The sequence below is a fragment of the Aureimonas jatrophae genome (genome assembly GCF_900104035.1).
Lineage (GTDB): Bacteria > Pseudomonadota > Alphaproteobacteria > Rhizobiales > Rhizobiaceae > Aureimonas > Aureimonas jatrophae.
This window is the reverse complement of sequence record NZ_FNIT01000007.1, coordinates 47143-67430: the sequence shown is the minus strand read 5'-3', so window position 1 is coordinate 67430 and position 20288 is coordinate 47143. Positions and strand designations below refer to the sequence as shown.

Here is a 20288-nt window from a genome sequence, read left to right as displayed (position 1 = left end):
GCGGCGCGCCTCAGGCCGCCTCGAAGCGGAAGGTCTCGGCCGTGAGGCCCGGACCGAAGGCCATGCCGCAGCCGCGCTCGCCCGGACGCGCCCGCCGCAACATGCGCTCCAGGACGAACATCACGGTCGCCGAGGACATGTTGCCGGTGTCCTGAAGAACGGCGCGCGAGTCGTCGAGCGCATCCGGCGGCAGGTGGAGCGCGCGCTCCACCGCATCCAGCACGGATCGCCCGCCCGGATGCACGGCCCACAGGTCGATGCGCTCGGGCGCGACCTCGCCCAGCACCTCGCCGCCGCGCGTTTCCAGCACCTCGGCGATGGCGGCGGGCACGGCGCCCGAGAGCACCATGTCGAATCCGTCGTCGCGCACCGCCCAGCTCATCAGCTCGCGGCTGTTGTCGGCCAGAAGCGCCCGGAAGCTGTCGAGCCGGAAGCCGGTCGGCTCGGCCGAGACGAGCGCCGCCGAGCAGCCGTCGCCCCAGAGGCAGAAGGTCAGGAGCTGTTCGAGATCGGCGGTTTCCTTGAGGTGCAGCGTGCAGAGCTCGAGGTTGACCACCAGCACGCGAGAACCGGGCTCGGAGCGCACGATATGGCGCGCGAGCTTCAGGGCGTTCACCGCCGCGTAGCACCCCATGAAGCCGATCTGGGTCCGCTCGACGGAGGGGTCGAGCCCGGCCCGCGTGACGATCTCGAGGTCGAGCCCGGGCGCCGAGAAGCCGGTGCAGCTGGTGACGACAAGATGGGTGACGGTGGACCGGCCCTCGCCGAGATCCAGGCCGTCGACGGCCCGCGCGGCAAGTTCGGGGGCGGTGCGCTCGAAGAGGTCCATGCGCCGCGCGGTCGAGGGAAAGGCGCCACGCCGGAACAGGCCGTCGCGATCGATCACAGGACCTTCGGGATCCTCGGTCGCGGGGATCACGGAGTAGCGGTGCCGGATGCCGGCACGGTCGGCCATGCGCCGGAACACCGCCTGCCGGCGCGGATCGTCCCGCAGCTTGGAGGCGGCAAAGCGCAGAAAGAAGTCGTGCACCTCGAAAGGGGGGACCGCGGTGGCGATCCGGTTCAGATAGGCGTCGGTCATCGGTCGTGCCGTTTGGGCTGCGGCGGACCGGAAAGGTCGGAAACGCCTCGGGATGTCGCATCGGGCCGAAGGACCCGGTCTCCGCCAGCGCGGATACCCCGTGATCCTAGGGCCGCGCCGATCCGGCGGCGAGGGCCGCGCGCCGGAGACCTTTGGCCGCACGAGGCGCCGCCATCGCGATCCCAGCGTTTGCGGGGTTCGACGGATAGCCGGATGCGAAGATCGCCCGCGTCGGCCCATGCCTCGATCCTGCGGGGACGGGTTTGGCGTGCCGCCGGTGTCGTCATCGATCCGGCTGCGCGAGTGGACACCACCGGCGCGCTGCCGGACCGAGGCCTGTGCCGCGAGGGGACGAAGGATCCGAGTCCGCTAAGATGACTTGCGGCACAGGCTGCGCGCGGCACGCGAAGCGACTCTCGGCCGATCGAGAGTAAGCGGGCGGAGCTTGCCCGGTGGTGCAGGGCGTGAGTGACCTAGGGTGGGCCGACGACCCAGCTACGGGCTCGGCGGTCCGTCCACGACCGATCGGTGTCTAGCGGCGACGCTCCATCGCATCCGACATGACCTGGATCGCGGCGGGCGAATAGATGTGGCCGCTGGGCGTGCGGATCCAGGGGTGAAGCCCCTGCGGCTCGCGGTCCGGCATCATGCCGATCGCGTAGTTGATCGCCTGGTTGAGATTGGCCCAGAGCGCGGCTGAGCGGGTATCGCTCGTATCGACGCGCCAAGCGGCCGGTTCAGGCTTGGCGTCGCGTGCGCCCCAGACGAGCGTCGCTCGCCCCTCGTCCATATCCAGCACCCCAGTTCTACCAAAGGGCTGTAACGGCGTCCCGGACGGTTTGTTGCAGGCAGACGAAAAAGGGCCGGCCCCGCCGGTGAGCGGAGCCGGCCGGGCCGGATGGGGGGACGACAACCGTCCGACCCGAAACCAACGACGGAGCCCCCGACGGGGCGCCGCCGGCGTGCGTCAGTTGAAGCGGTAGGACAGCTTCGCGGTGACGGTGTGGAAGTCGAACGTGTCGGTCGTGCCGAAGTCGGTGAAGCCGCCGGTCGAGCCCGCGCCGTTGGACGCGTTGCCGTCGAAGGGGCCGCCGTCGAGACGCGCCACGAGGTTGCGGTCGCCCAGGTCGGTGTAGAGGTATTCGGCGCCGAACGAGATGTTCTGCGTGATCTTGACCTCGACGCCGCCGCCGACCGAGTAGCCGATCTCGTTGCCGGCATCGAACAGGGCGCCGGGGCGCGCCGTCGCCGTGGAGCGGCCGTTGCCGGCGACCGCCGGGCTGTCGGTCGAGAAGCCGTAGTCGACCTCGCCGTACGCGATACCGCCCGTGGCGTAGGCGAGCGCGGTCGGCGTCAGGAGGTAGCCCGCGCGCAGGCGGCCGGTCGCCAGGTAGTCCAGCGAGCGCTCGGCCGTGTAGAAGGCCGGCGTGTTGGAGAAGGCGCTGTCGCGACGCTTGATGTCGACCGCGTTGATGTCGGCCAGGACGCCGATCACGAAGTTGCCGGCCTGGTAGTCGTAGCCGATATGGGCGCCGCCGATGAAGCTCGAGTCGAACTCCGATGAGAAGCTGTTGCCGAAGGCCGCGCCGATCGTGTTGGCGGCAAACCCGTTGTTGGCGGCGGCCGTCAGGCCCGGCACGGCGGTGTTGGCGCCGAAGCTCGGCGCGATCACGAGGCCGTCGCCCTCGTCGGGTTGGAAGGCGCCGCCGCCCTGGATGCCGAGGTAGAGGCCCGTCCAGGTCGGGGCGGCCTCGATCGCGATCGGAGCGGCCGGCTCCTCGTAGACCACGTCGGCAGCGAGCACCGGGGTGACGAAGGCGGCGCTGAGGCCGAGGGCGAGAAGAAGGCGCTGCATGGCGGACGGTCTCTCTAAAAGGGATCCGCCAGGCCGGCGGACGGAAACGACTGTGGTCCTTATGGTCCCGTTCCACGCGGGATCCGCAAGGCGGCCCCGGGCGAGCGCGGCCGTGCTGTGTCGAATCGGACACGCCGCCGTTGCGCCGCTACCACGAGTGTCGAACCCGCCGACGCCCGATGCCGTAGGGGCCGGCGCGGTCGTGGCTATCGTCCGGGCCTGGTTCTCACGATTCGGTGAACGTTGGCTCGCGATCGGTTGGGGCGCGTCCAATTTACCCTCCCGCTGACGGATCGAGCGGCCGCTCCAGTTGTTGACCTCGACCGGACACGGGAGGGAGCCATCATGATCCATGCAACGCGCCGCCATGTTCTGGCCGGTCTCGCGGTCGGGCTCGTGCTGAGCCGACGGGCGCTGGCTGCGCCATCGGGCGACCTGTCCGCCGTTCTGGCCCCCGGCGCGCGGCTTCGGACCCTGTATTCCGGCGGCCGGTGGTGCGAGGGCCTGTGCTGGGCACCGGCGCTGGGCGGCCTCGTGTTCAGCGACGTGCGACGCAACACCCTGAACGTGCTGGGGGAGGACGGCTGGGTGCAGACCCTGCGCGACCCTTCCAACAACGCGAACGGCAACGCCCTGGATGGCGAGGGCCGGCTCGTGACCTGCGAGCACCGGACCCGCCGCGTGGTGCGCAGGGAACCGGACGGTCAGCTCGCGACGCTGGCGGAGCGGTTCGAGGACCGGCCGCTCAACTCGCCCAACGACGTGGTGCTCGCGCCCGACGGCGCGCTCTGGTTCACCGATCCCGTCTTCGGTATCCGCCAGCCCGACGAGGGCCTGATGGCCGAGCCCGAACAGCGGGCGCGGCGCGTCTACCGGATCGCCCCCGGCGGTGAGCCGGAGGCGATGATCGACACGATCGATCAGCCCAACGGCCTGGCCTTCTCGCCGGACGGGGGCATCCTCTACGTGTCGGACGCGGGCGCCGCCTTGAACCCGGAAGCGGGCCGCGCGATCCACGCCTTCGCGCTCGCATCCGACGGACGGCCGGACAAGGGCCGGCGCTTCGCCGAACCCGAGAACGGCGCCACGCCGGACGGCCTGCGGGTGGACGCGCAGGGCCGCGTCTTCGCCGCCTGCACGGACGGCGTCCAGATCTGGCAGCCGGACGGACGCCGGCTCGGCCGCATTCCGACCGCCGGGCCGAGCGCGAACCTTGCCTTCGGCGGCGCGAACGGGCGGCAGCTCTTCATCGCGCAGGGGCCGCATATCCACGCGATCGATCTCGCCGCCGCGTGAGGCGTTCCGCTTCCCTTTTCGCTTGTTCGAGGTTCTCCCCATGATCCGACGCCGTTTTCTTGCCCTGTCCGCCGCCGCGGCGGCCGCTCCCCTGGCCGCCCGCGCGCAGACGAACCCGCCCGCGCCGGGCGCCGTGCAGGGCGCGCAGGCGAGCCCCGCACGCCCCGCGGGCGAGATGGAACTCGCCTATCTCGCCGATGCGCCCTCGACGCCGACGGGGCTCGCGGTCAGCGCGCAAGGCCGAGTCTTCCTGATGATGCCCCGCTTCACGGGACGCGAGCCGATCACGGTGGGCGAAGTTCTGGAGGGCGGGCGCGTCGTCGCCTATCCCAGCGAGGCACTGAACCGGGTCGATCGTGATGAGCCGCAGCGCTCGATGTTCCATGTGCCCAACGGTGTATTCGGCGCGAACGAGAGCCTGTGGCTGCTGGACGCCGGCCTGCCGGAGGGCAAGGGCGTTCCCGTGAAGGGCGGCGCCAAGCTGATCGAGGTCGATCTCGGCACCAACGAGGTCCGGCGCGTCCTGCCGCTCGATCCGGCCATCGAGCCGACCTCCTCGCTCAACGACCTGCGCGTGGATGCGCAACGCAACCGCGCCTTCATCACCGACCAAGGGCAGGACGGGCAGGGCGCCATCCTGGCGGTGGACCTCGAGACGGGCCGCTGCGTCCGGCGCCTGGCCGAGCACCCGAGCACGAAGTCGCAGGAGAAGGTGGTGAAGTTCGTCGAGGCGCGGCCCGTGATGCAGCGCCCGACCCCGGACGCCGAGCCGAAGAGCCCGCAGGGCGGCGCCAACGGCATCGCGCTCTCGCCGGACGGCGCACGCCTCTACTACGCGCCGCTCATGGCGCGCCGGCTCTACGCGGTGGACGCCGCGCTGTTGCTCGACGAGAACGCCACCGACGGCGATGTCGCGGCGAGCGTCGAGGACCTCGGCGAGAAGGGCATGACCGGCGGGCTGTCGACCGACAGCCAGGACCGCGTCTACCTGACGCTGCAGGAGCAGAACGCGCTCGCCCGCCGCCATCCCGACGGGCGGATCGAGGTCCTGGGCTCCGACCCGCGCCTCGTGTGGGCCGACACGATCTCGATCACGCCCGACCGCTGGCTCTACGTCTCGGGCGCGCAGGTGAACCGGCGGCCCGAGTACAACGGCGGCGAGGACCTGCAGAAGCCGCCCTACGCCATCCTGCGCGTGCGGATCGACGCCGATCCGGCCTGAGACAAGCGAAACGCCGGTCCTCGCGCGGACCGGCGTTTCCCGGTCAGATGCCGGTGCGCTTGGCCACGAGGTGAGCGACGCCCGCGGCCAGAAGCGCCAGACCGCCCAGCACCACCGCGTCGCGCTGCCGGCTCGTGACGTAAGTGTGACGCGACGACAGCGTCCGGTCGCCGCTCGGCCCGTCGATGCGGGCAGGACCCTCGGCCGGCTTGAAGAGGTTGCCCTCGATCTCGGCCATCGGCTCGCCGAGCTGACCGTCCCAGCCGCTCTTGGCCACCATGTCGCCGCCCTTGGGCCACAGGCGCTGGACGATCGCGCCCAGGATCGTGGTGCGTCCGACCCAGATGTCGCGGCGCGGGTTCTCGGCGGCAAAGAAGATGGCGTTGGCGGCCAGGCGCGGATCGTAGACCGGATCGGGCGCGATCTGGCGCTGGCCGGTGCGATTGCGCGCCCAGCTGTCGAACTGCGTCGAGTTCACCGCCGGCAGGTAGACCGTGGAGATCTCGATGCCCGCCCGCTCGTGCTCCAGTTCGGCACGCAGGCCGTTGGTCCAATTCATCGCCGCGCCCTTGGCGCCGGCATAGGGCGTCTGGAGCGGGAAGGCGCGGATGCCGATCACGGAGTTGATCTGGATCACCGTGCCACGCCGGCGCGGACGCATGTACTGCAGCGCCGCCAGCGTGCCGAAGACCTGTCCGAGATAGGTGACCTCGGTGACGCGCCTGTACTCGTCGCCCGTCACGTCCCACGACGGGGCGACGATCGAGGCCATGGCGTTGTTGACCCAGACGTCGATCGGGCCCAGCTCGCGCTCGACGCGCCCCGCTGCCTCGAACAGCGCCTTCTCGTCGGCGACGTCGGCCTCGATCGCCAGCGCCTTGACGCCCATGGCGCGCAGCCGCGCCTCGGTTTCCTTGAGCCGCCCCTCGTGGCGCGCCACCACGGCCACCTGCCAGCCCTCGCGCGCGAAGCGCTCGGACGTGGCGAGCCCGATGCCGGCCGAACCGCCGGTGATCACAACCGTTTTCGTCATTCGCTGATCCATGTCCCGTTCTGAGCATTCGTTCCGGGGCGGGAAGCCTGGAAGGCTCGCGAAGGTTGCATCGCCACAAACAGCCGGGATCGTGAGGCGATGCGGCAACTTGTTGCGCTGCGTTGTCGTTGGAGCGGTTCCAACCAGATAGCCGGCCAACTGTTGTGCCGCATGGACCATCTCCGATGAACGAACATTTCCGTCCGGCCTCCGAGGCCCTTCCCGGCGTGCCGGCCGCCTACGCCGAGCTGATCCGCTCGCCGGAGCGCGTCAGCGAGCGGCTGCGCGAGGCGCTGGTGACGCGGGCCCGGCCCGACGACCCGCATTACCGGCCGCAGACGATGAGCGAGGCGCAGCTCGGCACCCTGCGCGCCGCCCTCGCGCGGATCATCCCGCAGGACGGCCGGGCGCCGATCGACCTGGCCGCGCGCATCGACACGATGATGGCGGAGGCGACCGGCAACGGCTGGCGCTACGAGGCGCTGCCGACCGACCCCGAGGCCTACCGGATCGGCGTCGACACGCTGGAGGCGCTGGCCCGGGATCGCCACGCACGCGCCTTCGCCGAGCTCGGTCCGCAGGAGATCGACGCGCTTCTGCAGGCGATCGCCAAGGGCGAGGCCGGCATCGAGGCATCGGACCGCTTTTCGCCGAAGCAGATGACGCTCTGGTTCGAGGAACTGCGCTCCGACGCCGTGCGCATCTTCGTCGCCCACCCGGCGGTCATGGCGCGCATCGGCTATTCCGGCATCGCCAACGGCGGACCGGGCGGCGCGGCCTTCGCCGGCTTCCAGCAGATCGGAATCAACGAACGCGAGGCCTTCGAGCCGCACGCAACGGCTGGGGAGACCGTACGATGAACCTGTCCGGCATGAAGCGCTATTCGGCGAGCGAGACCGTGGACGCGGTGGTGATCGGCACGGGCGCGGGCGGCTCGCCGCTGCTCGCGCGGCTGGCCGCCAAGGGGCTCAGCGTCGTGGCGCTGGAGGCGGGCCGCAACCGCGACCCGGAGGAGTTCGCGGCCGACGAGACCCTGTCCTCCGACCTCTACTGGATGAACGAGCGCGTCAGCGGCGGGCGCACGCCCGAGGCCTTCGGCGCCAACAACAGCGGCATCGGCGTCGGCGGCTCGATGCTGCACTGGGGCGCCTACGTGCCGCGCGCCGACCCGCGCGACCTGAAGCTGCGCACCGAGACCGGCCTTGGCGAGGACTGGCCGATCGAGCATCGCGAGCTCGTGCCCTACTACGAGGAGGTCGAGGACTTCATCGGCGTCTCGGGCCCCGCGCGCTACGTCTTCGACGAGACGCGTCGCTACAAGCTGCCGCCGGTCAAGCGCAACGCGCCGGCTGAGGCCATGGCGGAGGGCTGCGCCAAGCTCGGCCTCAGGCTCGACGACGGGCCGATCGCCGCCGTCTCGCAGGACTTCCAACAGCAGGAAGGGCCGCTGCGAAACGCCTGCGTCAACTGCGGCTACTGCCACCAGGGCTGCCGCAACGGCGCCAAGGCCTCGATGGACGTGACCTACCTGCCGATGGCGGTGCGGCGCGGCGCCGAGATCCGGCCGGAATGCTTCGCCACCGGCTTCGAGCGCGACCGCGAGGGCCGCATCACGGCCGTCGTCTACCGCCACGGCGACCAGGAGATGCGCCAGCCCTGCCGCGCCGTGTTCCTGTGCGCGGGCGCTGTGGAAACGCCGCGCCTTCTTCTCAACGCAGAGATCGCCAACCGCAACGGGCAGGTGGGCCAGCACTACACCGCGCATGTCGCCACGCAGGTCTGGGGCACGTTCGAGCGCGAGATGCGCATGAACAAGGGCTATCCCTCGGCCATGATCACCGAGGACATGCTGCGGCCCAAGGACGCGAACTTCGCCGGCGGCTACCTCGTGCAGAGCCTAGGCGTCGTGCTCGGCACCTGGGCCGACCAGGTGGCGCGCGGGCGCGGCCTGTGGGGCGAGAACCTCGTGCGCTATCTCGACCGCTACAACCACACGGCCGGCATCGGCATCAACGGCGAGGGCCTGCCGCACGAGGACAACTATCTCACGCTCTCCGACGAGCGCGACGCGACGGGGCTGCGCAAGCCGCTGATCCGCTACAGCTACCAGGAGAACGAGCGGGCCATCCGCGACCACTCGGTCCGTTTCATGCGCTCGATCTGGGAGGCGGCGGGCGCGACCGACATCTGGGAGCTGGAGCGCACCGCCCACACGATCGGCACCTGCCGCATGGGGACCGACCCCGAGCGCTCGGTGGTGAATGACGCGGGTCGCTCGCACGAGATCGAGAATCTCTGGATCTGCGACAACTCCGTCTTCCCGTCCTCGCTCGCGGCCAACCCCGCGCTCACCATCATGGCGCTGTCGCTGCGGACCGCCGACCGGTTCCTGGCGGACGGCGGGGCGCGTTGACGGCCCGAACTGACCCGAAGCCTGCGCGGCGCGTGGCGAAAGTGTCGCGCCGAGCCTGACAAACCCCGCCGCCGCGCCACTTCGGTCCGGCCATGTTTCACGACCCCGACCTCCGAGACCGGATGACCCTCCGCTTCGACCTTGTTCTGCGTCCCTCGCCCTGCGAGATCGCGCGATTTCGCGACGCCGTGCGCGAGCTGACGATCGTGGGCGGCACGCGCGAGGCGGCCGAACGCGCGGCGGCCGAGCGCGTCTTCCTGGTCCGGCAGACGGCGCCGGCCGCATGAGGGACGACGGCCCCTCCGCCGGCGCGCTGTGCGAGGAGACGGCGAGCGAGAACCCCGCCGCCGACCGCCGGCGCGACGGGTTCCTGCCGCTCGAGTCCTATGCCGCGATCGGCGACGGGCGCACCGTCGCGCTGGTCGGCATCGACGGCTCGATCGACTGGATGTGCGTGCCCAACCTCGACACGCCGCCGCTCTTCGACCGTCTGCTCGACGAGAAACGGGGCGGCTGCTTCGTCCTGGCGCCCGACGAGCCGTTCACGGCGACGCGGCGCTACCGCGAGGACAGCAACGTCCTGGAAACCGAGTACACGACCATGAGCGGGCGCGTGCGCCTCGTCGAGGCGCTGAACTCGTCGAGCGCGGGACGCCTGCCCTGGGTGGAGCTGGCACGGCGCGTGGAAGGGGTGGCGGGCCACGTGCGGCTGCGCTTCCACCTGCGGTTCGGCACGCGCGCCGACTCCATCTGTCCCTTCATCCAGACCAACTCCAACGCCACGACCTTTCACGCCGGCGAGGTCATGGGCCTCCTGCGCGTGAGCGAGGGTGTCGAGCTCGAGGAGGAGGCCGACGACGGCGTGCGCGGCACGCTGACCGTGGCGGCGGGCGGGCGAGAGCTCGTCGCGATCCTGGCGGGCGAGAACGAGCCGCTCGTGGTGGAACCCGTCGAGACCATCGACGCGCGGCTCGACACGACCCACGACGAGTGGTGCGAGTGGTCGCGCGGCATCCGCTACGACGGGATGTACCGCCCGCTCGTCCTGCGCTCGGCGCTGGCGTTGAAGCTGCTTCTCTACAGCCCCACCGGGGCGATCGTGGCGGCCGCCACCAACTCGCTGCCCGAGGGCATCGGCGGCTCCAAGAACTACGACTACCGCTACGCCTGGGTGCGCGACGCCTCGTACACGATCAAGGCCTTCATGCGCATCGGCGCCATGAGCGAGGCCAAGGCCGCCCTGTCCTGGCTGATCAAGCGTCTCGACGAGCACGGGCCGAAGGTGTGCTACCGCCTCGATGGGCGTCTGCTCGACGAGATGCGCGAGATCGACCTGCCGGGCTACCGGAACTCGCGCCCGGTCCACAGCGGCAATCAGGCCGCCGGCCAGCTTCAGCTTGGCGTCTACGGCGACATCCTCGAGACCGCCGCGCGCTTCGTGGCGGCGGGGCACGTGCTCGACCCCAACTCGGCGCGCGTCCTGGCCGAGACCGCGGACCTGTGCGCCGAGCAGTGGCGCCAGAAGGATGCCGGCATCTGGGAGCTCGAGGAGCTCGAGCACTACACGATGTCGAAGATCAGCGCCTGGCAGGCGCTGGCGCGCGCGGTGGAGCTCGCCGACGGCGGACACATCCCGGCCACGTGCCGCCCGCGCTGGGAGCGCGCGCGCGACCGCATCTTCGCGTGGATCGAGGAGAACTGCTGGTCCGAGGCGTTGCAGGCCTACACAATGTATCCCGGCACCGAGAAGCTCGACGCCAGCCTCGCGCTCGCGGTGCGCTTCGGCTTCGACGGGCGGGACCGCCTGGAAAAGACGATCCGCGCCATCGACGCCAAGCTGCGGCGCGGCGAGCTCCACTACCGCTACAACGGGGTGGAGCGGGACGAGGGCTGCTTCATCGCCTGCTCGTTCTGGGTGATCGAGGCGCTGGCCCTGCTCGGGCACGACCGGGAGGCGCAGGGGCGCTTCGAGGCGCTCGCCAAGGTGCTCGATCACGGCAAGGGCGCGGGAACCCTGCCCGAGATGATGGATCCGCGCACTCATGCCTTTCTCGGCAACATGCCGCAGGGCCTGACGCACCTTGCCCTGATCCAGGCCGCCGCGACCCTGTCGGGCCACGCGGTCTAGCGCGACCCGGCCGGGTCGGGCGGCGTCGACCCAATGCCCAAAAGGTCTTCAGGGCGTCGGCGCGGCTTCCGCCCGAACGCGCCATCGGCTCGCGAGATCGTGCCCGAGCGACCATGTCTCGAGCGCGTCCCCGGTTGCGTCGCAGTCGGTCTCCAGCGCGTCGCGGTCCATGGCGAACTCGCCGTCCGCGACCACCGCGAAGCGGAAGCAGTGTTCCGCATAGGCGCCGCGCTCGCGGCTGCGGGTCCGCACGCGCGTTTCCAGGGCGACGGCCTCGACGGCGCGACCCTCCCAGCGCGCCATGCCGTAGTCGACCAGGATGCTCGACGTCTCCACCGGCTCCCAGGCATCGGCGGCCAAACCTTCGCGCCAGCTGGCGAAGCGCGGGAACAGCCCGGCCAGGTGCTGTCGCTCGGCGGACGTGGCGTCGCCGCGCACGAAACGCTCGATCAGGGGCGCGAATCGGTTGAGAAGCGTCGCCGCCTCGGTTCCGTGCCGGGCGCGAAGTTCGCGCTCGCGCGCCTGCGCGGTTTCGGCCTGCCGTTGGCGCGTGCGCTCGGCGTCGGCCCGCTCCCCGTCGGCGGCGAGACGCCGCGCCTCGGCGCTGGCCCGTTGCGCCGCGTCCGCGCTGGCCAGCGCGGCGCGTCGCTGCTCGATCACCGCCGGTGCAAGCCAGACCGGAGCCACCGCTACCGTCTCGCCCTCGCGGCGCAGCGCGTCCCGCACCGAGGCGAGCGTCGGCCCCTCGGCGTAGATCGCACCGCATTCGCCGCGCCGAGCGGCCTGAAAGGCATCCTCGGCCGTCATCGAGCGGATCCGCGGTTCCTCGCTCTCGCCGCGGCGCGCCATCCGCGCGACCTCCCGCAGGGTCGGCTCGTGCAGGGCGCGCGGCTCGGCATCCACCGCGCAGACCGCGCCGCGCCTCGCGAGCACGGAGCCGAAGCCGGCGCGCCCGCGTCCCGTCAGGTCGCGCTCGATCTCGCCCGCCAGCGCCTCGTCGGCCTCGACACGCCGGCGAAGGTCCGCAAAGCCGAGCGCGGGATAAGGGCGAAGGCGCCCCGCCTCCAGCGCTTCCAGCACCGGCACGGCGAAGGCGGTCGGCGCGTCGAGGAAGCGACCGCGCTCCAGGATCAACAGATCACGGTCCGCCAGATCGCGGCTCGCGCAGTCCGCTTCCGCCAAGTTGAGGGTCCGCGCGCCGCTGGGCGCCAGCGCGGTCTCCAGCGCGCCGCGCAGCGCCGCCGTGCGGTCCACGCCGAGCGTGCAAAGAGCGGCCGCGCCGGTGCGGAAGGAAAAGTCGCCGCGCAGGTTGCGGCTGAGCGAGGGCGCGCGCGGATCGGCGTTGTAGAGAACCACCACCTCGTCGCGCGCGCCGTCGAGCAGAACCGCATTGAGCGGCGTGCGAACCGTGGCCCTGGCGAGCACCGCGGCATCGGGTTCGACGGCGGCCGGTTCGTTTGCCGGACGCTGGAGCCGTTCGACCTGGGCTTCCAGGCCCTTCTCGCGCAGGAGCGCCGCGACGCGCCGGTGCGCCTCGTCCAGCGCCGCGATGTCGGCGCTGTTCCGGTCCCGGCCGAGCCGGTCGAGTTCGGCCACCACATCGGGAAGCGCGGGCGCCGTGAGGTTGGCGGCGATCCAGGCCGACAGGCCCGCCCGATCGCGGTCGAGCGCCGCGCGCAGCTCGTCGCGCCGCGCGCCCTCGGCCGCCGCCCGCTCGGCCGAACGCCGGGCCGCAAAGGCCGCAAAGCCGCCTTCCGCTGCCAGCGCGTCGCCCAGACGAGCGGTCGCGGCCGCGACGGCGTCGGGGTCGCTCGTGCCGCTCGCGCCCTTCAGGTCGGCTGCGGCCTTGGCGATCTGCAGGAGGTTCGGGCTCGTGGGGTTGAGGCGCAAAAAGGCATCGGCGTCGGAAAGCTGGGCGTCGGCCGCCTCGCGCGCGTCCTTCAGCGCCTTGGCCCGGGCCGCCCGCCAGCTGGCCTCGTCGCCGAAGCCCGCGCGCGCCGCCTCACGGAAGGCGGGGGCGTCGCGGAAGCCCGAGGCGCGAAACGCCGCGAACTCGCGGGCCGTGTCGAAGCCGGCGCGCCGCGCCTCGGAAAAGGCGCTGGCGCTCTGGAAGCCGCCGGCGCGGGCGCGGACGAACTCGTCGCTCGAGCGAAAACCGCCGGCCAGCGCGTCGTCGAAGTCGCGGCGCGTGCGAAAGCCCATGGAGCGTGCTTCGTTGAAGCTCGTGGCCGACGGGAATCCGCCGGCCCGCGCCTCGCCGAAGCTGGCGGCGTCCGCGAAGCCGCCGGCCTGCGCGGCCATGCGCTCGGCGGGCGAGCCGAACCCGTCCACCGCGGTTTCCTCGATTCGGGCCAGCGCGTCATCGTCCAGCCGCTCGCCGCCGGGCGTGCCGAAGCGCGTCTCGAAACGCGCGAAGGCGTCCGCCGTCGAAAGGCCGATCAGACCGTCCACCGGCCCATCGTAGAGGCCCAGTCGCTGGAACGAGGCCTGAAGGCGCCGCACCGATTGCCGATAGGCCGGGCGCGTCATCAGGTCGAGCGAGCTGTTCTCGGGAAACGCGTGCCACACCACGCGCTCGAGGTTGCGCCCGTCCGACAGGAAGCTGTCCTGGGGAATGAGCCGGATGGCCTTGAGCGTCTCGAGGTTGATCTTCGCGCGGTCCCTCGCCAGGGTTCCCGCCAGAACGGCGTAGCGCCCGTTGCGGCTGAGCATGACGAGCGTGGGTCCGAGCGTCGGGCCGTAGCTTTCGGCCAGGGCCACCGCCTCCTCCGGTCCCTCGCGGCTGGCGATCACCAGCCAGCGCTTGTCGCTGATCGGCACGCGCTGCCGGGCGGCGGTGCCGCGGCGGGGCGCCGGCCGCGGCTCGTTCTCCGCCGCCATCTCCCGCAGAACCGCGCCGATGAAGCCGGCGAAGTGACCCTCGGCCCGGACCGGAAGCACTGCCGCGCCCGCGACAAGCCACGCCAGAAGACCTGCCCCGACCACCGTGCGCACCGTCGAACCTCATGAATTGTGGCAGACCCGAGGCGAGAGTAGCAGCTTTGACACAATCTCCAAGCGCGCAAGTGGTCGAAAGTTCAACCGACCGATGGGATCGGTCGCCTGCCTGCGACCCTGTATGTCTCCACCGGAAATTCCCCTGCCTTTGTGCCGTCGGCAGGCGGAAGCCGTCGCGATATTTCGTCCAATAAATAATGCGTCGATATTCGATACTACCGACAATGCGTAGGATTCGTTCAAGGTGTTGGTAACGCGCCGAACCCTATCTGAACGCATGACGACGCATTCACCGACACGCACGGGCATCCTGCAAGGCTTTGCAGCGCATCGGGGCGGAGCGGCGGCGATCGAGTTCGCGTTGATCGCCCTTCCGTTCTTCTTCGTGCTGTTCGCCTCGATCGAGACGGCGATCGTGGCGGGCGCGAACGTCGTCCTGCGCAATGCGGTGGACCACGCGGCGCGCGAGGTGATGACGGGCCAGATCCAGACCCGCGACGTCACGGCGGCGACCTTCCGGTCGGAGATGTGCGCCGACGTGTCGTTTCTCCTGTCCTGCGACCGGTTGAAGATCGACATGCGGACCTACCCGACCTTCAACGCCATTCCGACCGACGTGAGCTTCAAGCTCGGCGACGTCGACGACACCGGCTTCTGCTTCGACCCCGGCGCGCAGGACACCATCACCGTCGTGCGGGCCTTCTACGCCTGGCCCTGGGTCACCGGCTTCCTTCAGGAGCTGGCGGAGGACACCAACGGCAACGCCACGATCTTCGCGATGGCCGCCTTCATGAACGAGCCGTTCGGCACCGCCGCCTCGACGCGGTCGACATGCTGAGCGCGCGCCGCCTCGCTCGAGCCGCGCGGCGCTTCGGACCCGACCGCCGGGCCGTCGCAGCGGTGGAGTTCGCGCTGATCCTACCCGTGATGCTGGTCTTCTATCTCGGTACCGCCGAGCTGACGCAGTTCCTGAACGCCAACGCCAAGGTCGCCGCCACCGCCGATACGGTGGGAAACCTCGTGACGCGGATGAAGACCATCGACGGCACCTCGATGGGCAACGTCTTCGCGATCTCGTCGGCGGTGATGAACCCGTTCGCGATCGGCTCGCTGTCCCTGAAGGTTACCGCGGTGCGGGTCGACGCGAGGGGCCGAGGCACGGTGCACTGGTCGAGGGTGCGCGGCGCCGCCACGGCCGATACGGCCGGGGCGCCGTTCACGGTTCCCGCCGACCTGGCGGCCGTCACCGACAGCTACTTCGTCGCCTCCACCGCGACCTACGCCTATCGCCCGGTCATCGGCTACGGCGGCATCGTGGGTCCGGTCACGCTCGAGAAGACCGCGATCTACCGTCCGCGCAAGAGTTCGGAGGTCACCCCGCAATGAGCGTTCCGGCGCCTCACCGCTCGCGCGGGCTTCGGCCGCTGCGCGGCCTGCTGGCCGACCGGCGCGGCAACGTCGCGCTGATCTTCGCGATCGCCGCGCCGGTGCTGGTCGCCGCCACGGGTGTGGCGATCGACATGACGAACCTGCAGGCGCAAGGGGTGGCGCTGCAGAACGCGCTCGACGCCGGCGCGCTCTCGGCCGCCAAGGAGTACGGCCATACGCAGGACAAGAACGAGCTGAAGCGGATCGCCGAGGCTTATTTCACGGCCAATCTCGGCACCAGCGCCGTCATGCCGACGACGTTCCACTTCGACGGCGTGGTGCTGGAGAACGGCAACAACGTGCTGAAGGTGTCGGCCGAGCGCGTGGTGCCGCAGTATTTCGGGCCCGCGATCCAGCGTCTGATCGGGGGCGACGCCCCGAGTTCGCGCACGCTGCAGCGCGCCAGCCAGATCGTGATCCAGAACCGCTCGATCGAGCTGGCGCTGGTTCTCGACAACTCGGGCTCGATGAACGATCCCCCGGCGGGCGGCGGGGCGAGCAAGATCTCGACGCTGAAGACCGCGACCACCAACCTCGTCAACCAGATGCTGACGGCCAGCACCTCCAACGTCCAGTATCCGGTCTCGATCTCGGTGGTGCCGTTCTCGGGTGCGGTGAAGGTCGGCACGACCTATGCCAACGCATCCTGGATGGACACGAAGGGCATCTCGCCCGAGCATCACGACGACTTCGACTGGTCGACATGGAAGGTGGGCCCTGTCCGCCAGGCCGTTCAGGTCTTCGACCTCTACGGCTCGCCCTACTGGGTCAAAGCCATTCCCAGTGGCGTGACGGTCCTTCCCGGCACCGAGGCGCTGACACGCTTCTATCTCTACAAGCACGCAGTGGGAGCGGGCAGCTGGGCCGGGTGCGTCATGTCGCGACCCAACGGCTATGCCGTGACCGACGACGCGCCGACCGAGAGCAACCCCTCCACCCTTTTCGTCCCGACCTTCGCGCCGGCGGAAGCGTACTGGAAGGAGATGAACCGGAATCTCGGAAACGACTGGATCACCGCCGACGGCACCGCGCGGAGCGACAAGGATGCCATCGTCGCTCAGCGCGACATGAACCGCTACTTCAACGGAAAGAAGAATCCGGCCAACTACGCCACCGGCCCCAACTTCGTCTGCAACACCCAGCCGATCACGCCGCTCACCAAGACCAAGTCCACGATCCTGTCCTCGGTATCCGGGATGGTCGCCTCGGGCGGCACGAACATCATGGAGGGACTGGCCTGGGGCTGGCGCACGCTGACCTCGCGCGAGCCCTTCCCGGAAGGCAAGCCGGCCCGGACGCGGGACAATCTCAAGGTCATCGTCCTGATGACCGACGGCGAGAACACCTACAACGCATCGAACAGTCTGACGGGTCAGCAGGTCGAGATGGCCAGCCCGGGGCACTCGCTCTACGGCACCTACGGCTATGCCCAGATCCTCCAGAGCGACCCGAAGCTGCCGAACGCCGGCCAGCTGCGGCCCGGCCGCATGTTCGATTCCGTGAAGACCACCAGCAAGCAGGCCAACATCACGCAGGTCACCGCGGCGATGAACGAGAACATGTCCCTGGTCTGTGAGAACGCCAAGTCCGACGGGCGCAACGAGGATGGCAGCGACGGCATCGTGATCTTCACGATCGCCTTCGACCTGAAGGACGGAAGCCCGGTCAAGGACCGCCTGCGGGCCTGCGCGTCGAACGGCATCAGCGGCCGGGGCGCCAAGCTCTACTACGACGCCCGGTCCTCGGCCGACCTCAACCGCGCCTTTGCCGACATCACCGAGGAAATCTCGAGCCTGCGCATCGCGCGATAGGCGCGGACCGCTCAACCATCGAGGACGCCGGAGCGCGCCACCGCGCGGGGAAACAGGCGGGCGCAGAGCGCGGCCCATTCCGCCTGGCCCCCGTCGGTCGCGATCAGGTCCTGCCGGATCTCGATCTCGGCATAGGGAAGCCCGGCGCCTTCCGCATGGGTGGTGATCGTATAGTCGCTGAGCGCGCTCGCGACATAGGGCTCGTTGCGCCCGACCGTGAAGGCGGTCTCCTCGCGCAGGATCTCGATCAGCGCGTCGCCGACGCGCCAGTCGCGATCCGCCAGGATGCCGATCTCCCAGGGACGGTGGACGCCGTCGGCGCGCAACGCGTCGGTGCAGGAGTGCATGGCGAAGACCACGGTCGGAAGGGTCCGCGCGCGCCGCGCCGCCAAAAGCTCCGCCACCGCGTCCTGGTAGGGATGGAACACCTCGCGCTCGCGCGCCGCGCGCGCCTCGTCCGACACCACGAGGTTGCCCGGCACCTCGGTCGTGTCGCTGATCGGGGCGATGGACTGCGGGTGTCCGGGGCGGCGGTTGCAGTCGATCACGAGACGCGAATAGCGCTGAAAGACGTAAGGGGCGCCCAGCGCCTCGGACAAGCGCGTCGAGACGCCGTGGATGCCGATGTCCCAGCCGATATGACGGTTCAGCTCCGCGTCCGGCAGGCCGAGCGTGCCGAGGCTCTGCGGGACGGCCCGGCCCGCGTGGTCGCCGAGCAGCACGATCGAACCGGCAGCATCGGGACGAAGCCGGCCGACCGGTTCGGGATCGCCGGGCTGCAGGAGGGAGGTCATGGGCGGCTCGCGGGGACGGGGAGGGACGGGTGGTTGATGCCCCGCGCCCGTCCGCTTGTCCACCGCCGTCCGGCGCGTCGCCCGCGCCGGCTACCAGCGTGCGTGGACGTGGGGCGCGACGATCCGGTCGTAGATCTCGCGCGCCGCCGCCATGGTTTCGGCGGGAAGCGCGGCCAGATCGCCGGCCGCCGCGTTGCCGCGGGCCTGCTCCGCGCGTCGCCCGCCCGGGATCACGACGCTGACGGCGTCCTCCATCAGGATCCAGCGCAACGCGAAGGCGGCCATGCCGCCGGCGTTGCCGGGCACGAGCGGCCGCAACGCCTCGACCGCTTCCAGCGCCGCCTCGAACGGTACGCCCGAAAAGGTCTCGCCGACGTCGAAGGACTCGCCGTGCCGGTTGAAGTTGCGGTGGTCGTCGCTCGCGAACTGCGTGGAGCGGTCGATGCGGCCGGTCAAAAGGCCGCTCGCCAGCGGGACGCGCACGATCACCGCCGTGTTGGCCGCACGCGCCGCCGGGAAGAAGTCGTCGGCGGGGCGCTGGCGGAAGAGGTTGTAGATGATCTGGACGCTCACGACGCCCGGCTGGCGGATCGCCCTGAGCGCCTCGTCGACGCGCTCCACCGAGACGCCGTGAAAGCGGATCTTGCCCTTCTCCACGAGCCGATCCATCGCGCCGAACACCTCGGGCCGGTCGTAGACCTCGGTCGGCGGGCAGTGGAGCTGGACGAGGTCGAGCGTCTCGACCTCGAGGTTCGACAAGCTCCGGTCGACGAAGCGCTCGAGGTTCTCCAGCGTGTAGCCGTCCGCCGCATGCGGCTGGAGGCGGCGTCCCGCCTTGGTGGCGACAAGCGGGCGCTCGGCATCGCCGCGCTCCCTCAGGACGCGCGCGATCAAACGCTCGGAGCGCCCGTCGCCGTAGACATCGGCCGTGTCGAGAAAGGTGACGCCGCTGTCCAAGGCGGCATGCAGCGTCGCCACCGCGTCGTCTTCCGAAACGTCGCCCCAGGAGCCGCCGATCGCCCAGGCGCCGAAGCCGATCTCACCGACGCGCCAGCCGGTGCGCCCGAAGTCGCGCTGTTTCATGGATAGCCCTCCCGTTCGCCGTAGCGGATGCAGGCGGCTCCAACTGGCGCGGGCGGCCGGCCTGTCGAGGGTGTTTCACGGGAAACACCCCGTGGCCGCCTCTCGATGCCGAACGCGTCAGCCGCGAGCGGCCGGGTCCACCGAGGCCGCAAAGAGCGCGTGCAGGCGTTCCAGGTCCGCCTCCTCCAGAAGCAGCACCTCGGGCGTGCCGAGCCGACCGCTCGGGTCCACCAGAACCAGGCCGCGCCCCGGCCCCTCGCCCAGAACCACGTCGAGCGAGGCGCGGCTCGTGCGCCGCGCGATGCCCGGCTCCAGCAGAAGCGCGGCGGCCAGCGGGTCCACGAAGCGGAAGACGTCGCCCGCCCCGTAGGATGCGTTGGTGCGCCGGGCATGCCGGGCGAGCGCCTCGGAGAAGCGGCGCCCTTCGCTGTCGGGCGCGCTCGCGAAGACAGCGTCGATCTCGTCGCCGGTCATCACATGGCGGCGGCACGGCTCCCACGGCACGAGCTCGATCGGCAGACCCGAGGTGAGCACGATGCGGGCCGCCTCGGGGTCGGACAGGATGTTGAACTCGGCGGCCGGCGTGGTGTTGCCGCGACCCTCCAGCGTGCCGCCCATGATCACGAGGCGCCGCACGGCGACGGCGACGCCGGGATCCAGCGACAGGAGGATGGCAAGGTTGGTGAGCGGGCCGAGAAACAGGAGATCGACGCTGGCGGGAGCGGCTGCCCGCAGAAGCCCGCGCAGCGCATCCACCGCGCCCTCCTCTCGCGCCGCTGCCAGGCCGGCGGGACGCGGCGCGCCGCCGAGCCCGTCCTCGCCGTGGATGTGCCGCGCCTCGATGCGGGGCGCCAGCAGCGGGCGCGCCGCGCCGGGATGCACCGGCACGTCGCCCGCGCCGCCGCTGGCGAGCGTCGCCAGGACGTTGCGCGTCGCCGCCTCGAGCGCGACGTTGCCGAAGACCGTCGTCACCAGCGCCGGCACGCGCCCCGCGCCGAGCAGCATCAGGAGCGCCTGCGCGTCGTCGACGCCGCCGTCGGTATCGACCACGAGAACGGGGGAAGCGGTGTCGGGCATGGCGAGGCGGGTCCTTCCGAAAATGGCGCGTCGGCTTATGGCTTGCGCGGGGCGCGTTGGGTAGCCCCGC

The 20288-nt window shown here is 70.8% G+C and carries 17 protein-coding genes; 9 read left to right on the top strand and 8 right to left on the bottom strand.

Annotated elements, in window-relative coordinates:
- Positions 1 to 10: 10 nt before the first annotated feature.
- The 3 genes from BLQ76_RS15325 to BLQ76_RS15315 all read right to left on the bottom strand — a co-directional run bounded on the left by BLQ76_RS15325 (position 11) and on the right by BLQ76_RS15315 (position 2936).
- Positions 11 to 1081: a type III polyketide synthase gene (locus tag BLQ76_RS15325; protein WP_090675001.1), complete on the bottom strand. Its 1071-nt coding sequence runs from the start codon at positions 1079 to 1081 to the stop codon at positions 11 to 13.
- A gap of 532 nt (positions 1082 to 1613) precedes the next feature.
- Positions 1614 to 1871 carry a hypothetical protein gene (locus BLQ76_RS15320; RefSeq protein ID WP_090674998.1) on the bottom strand — a complete coding sequence of 86 codons (258 nt, stop codon included), beginning with the start codon at positions 1869 to 1871 and terminating at the stop codon, positions 1614 to 1616.
- Between the two features lie 177 nt (positions 1872 to 2048).
- The gene (locus BLQ76_RS15315; protein WP_090674996.1) at positions 2049 to 2936 is read right to left on the bottom strand and encodes an outer membrane protein; all 888 of its coding nucleotides are present in this window, start codon (positions 2934 to 2936) and stop codon (positions 2049 to 2051) included.
- Between the two features lie 345 nt (positions 2937 to 3281).
- Here BLQ76_RS15315 and BLQ76_RS15310 point away from each other — a divergent pair, with 345 nt between their 5' ends.
- Together BLQ76_RS15310 and BLQ76_RS15305 are read left to right on the top strand one after the other, a co-directional pair.
- Positions 3282 to 4232, top strand: coding sequence for an SMP-30/gluconolactonase/LRE family protein (locus tag BLQ76_RS15310; protein WP_090674993.1), 951 nt, complete (start codon positions 3282 to 3284; stop codon positions 4230 to 4232).
- Between the two features lie 40 nt (positions 4233 to 4272).
- Positions 4273 to 5454 (top strand): SMP-30/gluconolactonase/LRE family protein, encoded by a 1182-nt coding sequence (locus BLQ76_RS15305; protein WP_090674990.1) that lies wholly within the window; start codon positions 4273 to 4275, stop codon positions 5452 to 5454.
- Positions 5455 to 5497: 43 nt separating this feature from the next.
- Here BLQ76_RS15305 and BLQ76_RS15300 read toward each other — a convergent pair whose 3' ends face one another.
- Positions 5498 to 6487, bottom strand: a complete 990-nt coding sequence (locus BLQ76_RS15300) for an SDR family oxidoreductase (RefSeq protein ID WP_090674987.1) — start codon at positions 6485 to 6487, stop codon at positions 5498 to 5500.
- A 185-nt stretch (positions 6488 to 6672) separates the two neighbouring features.
- Here BLQ76_RS15300 and BLQ76_RS15295 point away from each other — a divergent pair, with 185 nt between their 5' ends.
- The 4 genes from BLQ76_RS15295 (at position 6673) to BLQ76_RS15285 (ending at position 11028) form a co-directional block, all read left to right on the top strand.
- Positions 6673 to 7347 carry a gluconate 2-dehydrogenase subunit 3 family protein gene (locus tag BLQ76_RS15295; RefSeq protein WP_090674985.1) on the top strand — a complete coding sequence of 225 codons (675 nt, stop codon included), beginning with the start codon at positions 6673 to 6675 and terminating at the stop codon, positions 7345 to 7347.
- Positions 7344 to 8900, top strand: coding sequence for a GMC family oxidoreductase (locus BLQ76_RS15290; RefSeq protein ID WP_090674982.1), 1557 nt, complete (start codon positions 7344 to 7346; stop codon positions 8898 to 8900). Before BLQ76_RS15295 ends, BLQ76_RS15290 begins: the two co-directional genes overlap by 4 nt.
- 122 nt (positions 8901 to 9022) lie before the next feature.
- Positions 9023 to 9187 (top strand): hypothetical protein, encoded by a 165-nt coding sequence (locus BLQ76_RS22150; RefSeq protein WP_170842612.1) that lies wholly within the window; start codon positions 9023 to 9025, stop codon positions 9185 to 9187.
- On the top strand, positions 9184 to 11028 hold the full coding sequence (locus BLQ76_RS15285) for a glycoside hydrolase family 15 protein (RefSeq protein ID WP_090674979.1): 1845 nt from the start codon (positions 9184 to 9186) through the stop codon (positions 11026 to 11028). The genes BLQ76_RS22150 and BLQ76_RS15285 overlap by 4 nt, the downstream gene beginning before the upstream one ends.
- A gap of 48 nt (positions 11029 to 11076) precedes the next feature.
- On the opposite strand, the gene BLQ76_RS15280 is transcribed toward BLQ76_RS15285, so the two are convergent.
- Positions 11077 to 14022 (bottom strand): peptidoglycan-binding domain-containing protein, encoded by a 2946-nt coding sequence (locus tag BLQ76_RS15280; RefSeq protein WP_090674976.1) that lies wholly within the window; start codon positions 14020 to 14022, stop codon positions 11077 to 11079.
- A 280-nt stretch (positions 14023 to 14302) separates the two neighbouring features.
- Between BLQ76_RS15280 and BLQ76_RS15275 the strand changes: the two genes are divergently transcribed.
- The 3 genes from BLQ76_RS15275 to BLQ76_RS15265 are packed head-to-tail and all read left to right on the top strand — an operon-like array spanning position 14303 to position 17264.
- Entirely contained in the window at positions 14303 to 14863 is a 561-nt protein-coding gene (locus BLQ76_RS15275; protein ID WP_090674973.1) for a TadE/TadG family type IV pilus assembly protein, read from the top strand.
- The gene (locus BLQ76_RS15270; RefSeq protein ID WP_090674971.1) at positions 14857 to 15411 is read left to right on the top strand and encodes a TadE/TadG family type IV pilus assembly protein; all 555 of its coding nucleotides are present in this window, start codon (positions 14857 to 14859) and stop codon (positions 15409 to 15411) included. The genes BLQ76_RS15275 and BLQ76_RS15270 overlap by 7 nt, the downstream gene beginning before the upstream one ends.
- Entirely contained in the window at positions 15408 to 17264 is a 1857-nt protein-coding gene (locus BLQ76_RS15265) for a TadE/TadG family type IV pilus assembly protein (protein ID WP_090674969.1), read from the top strand. The genes BLQ76_RS15270 and BLQ76_RS15265 overlap by 4 nt, the downstream gene beginning before the upstream one ends.
- A gap of 11 nt (positions 17265 to 17275) precedes the next feature.
- Here BLQ76_RS15265 and BLQ76_RS15260 read toward each other — a convergent pair whose 3' ends face one another.
- The 3 genes from BLQ76_RS15260 to BLQ76_RS15250 form a co-directional block, all read right to left on the bottom strand.
- Positions 17276 to 18058, bottom strand: a complete 783-nt coding sequence (locus BLQ76_RS15260) for an N-formylglutamate amidohydrolase (RefSeq protein WP_090674966.1) — start codon at positions 18056 to 18058, stop codon at positions 17276 to 17278.
- 90 nt (positions 18059 to 18148) lie between these two features.
- The gene (locus BLQ76_RS15255) at positions 18149 to 19141 is read right to left on the bottom strand and encodes an aldo/keto reductase (protein ID WP_090674964.1); all 993 of its coding nucleotides are present in this window, start codon (positions 19139 to 19141) and stop codon (positions 18149 to 18151) included.
- A 117-nt stretch (positions 19142 to 19258) separates the two neighbouring features.
- Positions 19259 to 20218: a nucleoside hydrolase gene (locus BLQ76_RS15250; RefSeq protein ID WP_090674961.1), complete on the bottom strand. Its 960-nt coding sequence runs from the start codon at positions 20216 to 20218 to the stop codon at positions 19259 to 19261.
- Positions 20219 to 20288 lie beyond the last annotated feature (70 nt).

Coding starts and splice junctions, on each gene's coding strand:
- BLQ76_RS15265 (WP_090674969.1), top strand. CDS start 15,408: ATGAGCGTTCCGGCGCCTCACCGCTCGCGCGGGCTTCGGCCGCTGCGC.
- BLQ76_RS15250 (WP_090674961.1), bottom strand. CDS start 20,218: ATGCCCGACACCGCTTCCCCCGTTCTCGTGGTCGATACCGACGGCGGC.
- BLQ76_RS15315 (WP_090674996.1), bottom strand. CDS start 2,936: ATGCAGCGCCTTCTTCTCGCCCTCGGCCTCAGCGCCGCCTTCGTCACC.
- BLQ76_RS15295 (WP_090674985.1), top strand. CDS start 6,673: ATGAACGAACATTTCCGTCCGGCCTCCGAGGCCCTTCCCGGCGTGCCG.
- BLQ76_RS15290 (WP_090674982.1), top strand. CDS start 7,344: ATGAACCTGTCCGGCATGAAGCGCTATTCGGCGAGCGAGACCGTGGAC.
- BLQ76_RS15325 (WP_090675001.1), bottom strand. CDS start 1,081: ATGACCGACGCCTATCTGAACCGGATCGCCACCGCGGTCCCCCCTTTC.
- BLQ76_RS15305 (WP_090674990.1), top strand. CDS start 4,273: ATGATCCGACGCCGTTTTCTTGCCCTGTCCGCCGCCGCGGCGGCCGCT.
- BLQ76_RS15260 (WP_090674966.1), bottom strand. CDS start 18,058: ATGACCTCCCTCCTGCAGCCCGGCGATCCCGAACCGGTCGGCCGGCTT.
- BLQ76_RS22150 (WP_170842612.1), top strand. CDS start 9,023: ATGACCCTCCGCTTCGACCTTGTTCTGCGTCCCTCGCCCTGCGAGATC.
- BLQ76_RS15270 (WP_090674971.1), top strand. CDS start 14,857: ATGCTGAGCGCGCGCCGCCTCGCTCGAGCCGCGCGGCGCTTCGGACCC.
- BLQ76_RS15275 (WP_090674973.1), top strand. CDS start 14,303: ATGACGACGCATTCACCGACACGCACGGGCATCCTGCAAGGCTTTGCA.
- BLQ76_RS15255 (WP_090674964.1), bottom strand. CDS start 19,141: ATGAAACAGCGCGACTTCGGGCGCACCGGCTGGCGCGTCGGTGAGATC.
- BLQ76_RS15285 (WP_090674979.1), top strand. CDS start 9,184: ATGAGGGACGACGGCCCCTCCGCCGGCGCGCTGTGCGAGGAGACGGCG.
- BLQ76_RS15310 (WP_090674993.1), top strand. CDS start 3,282: ATGATCCATGCAACGCGCCGCCATGTTCTGGCCGGTCTCGCGGTCGGG.
- BLQ76_RS15320 (WP_090674998.1), bottom strand. CDS start 1,871: ATGGACGAGGGGCGAGCGACGCTCGTCTGGGGCGCACGCGACGCCAAG.
- BLQ76_RS15300 (WP_090674987.1), bottom strand. CDS start 6,487: ATGACGAAAACGGTTGTGATCACCGGCGGTTCGGCCGGCATCGGGCTC.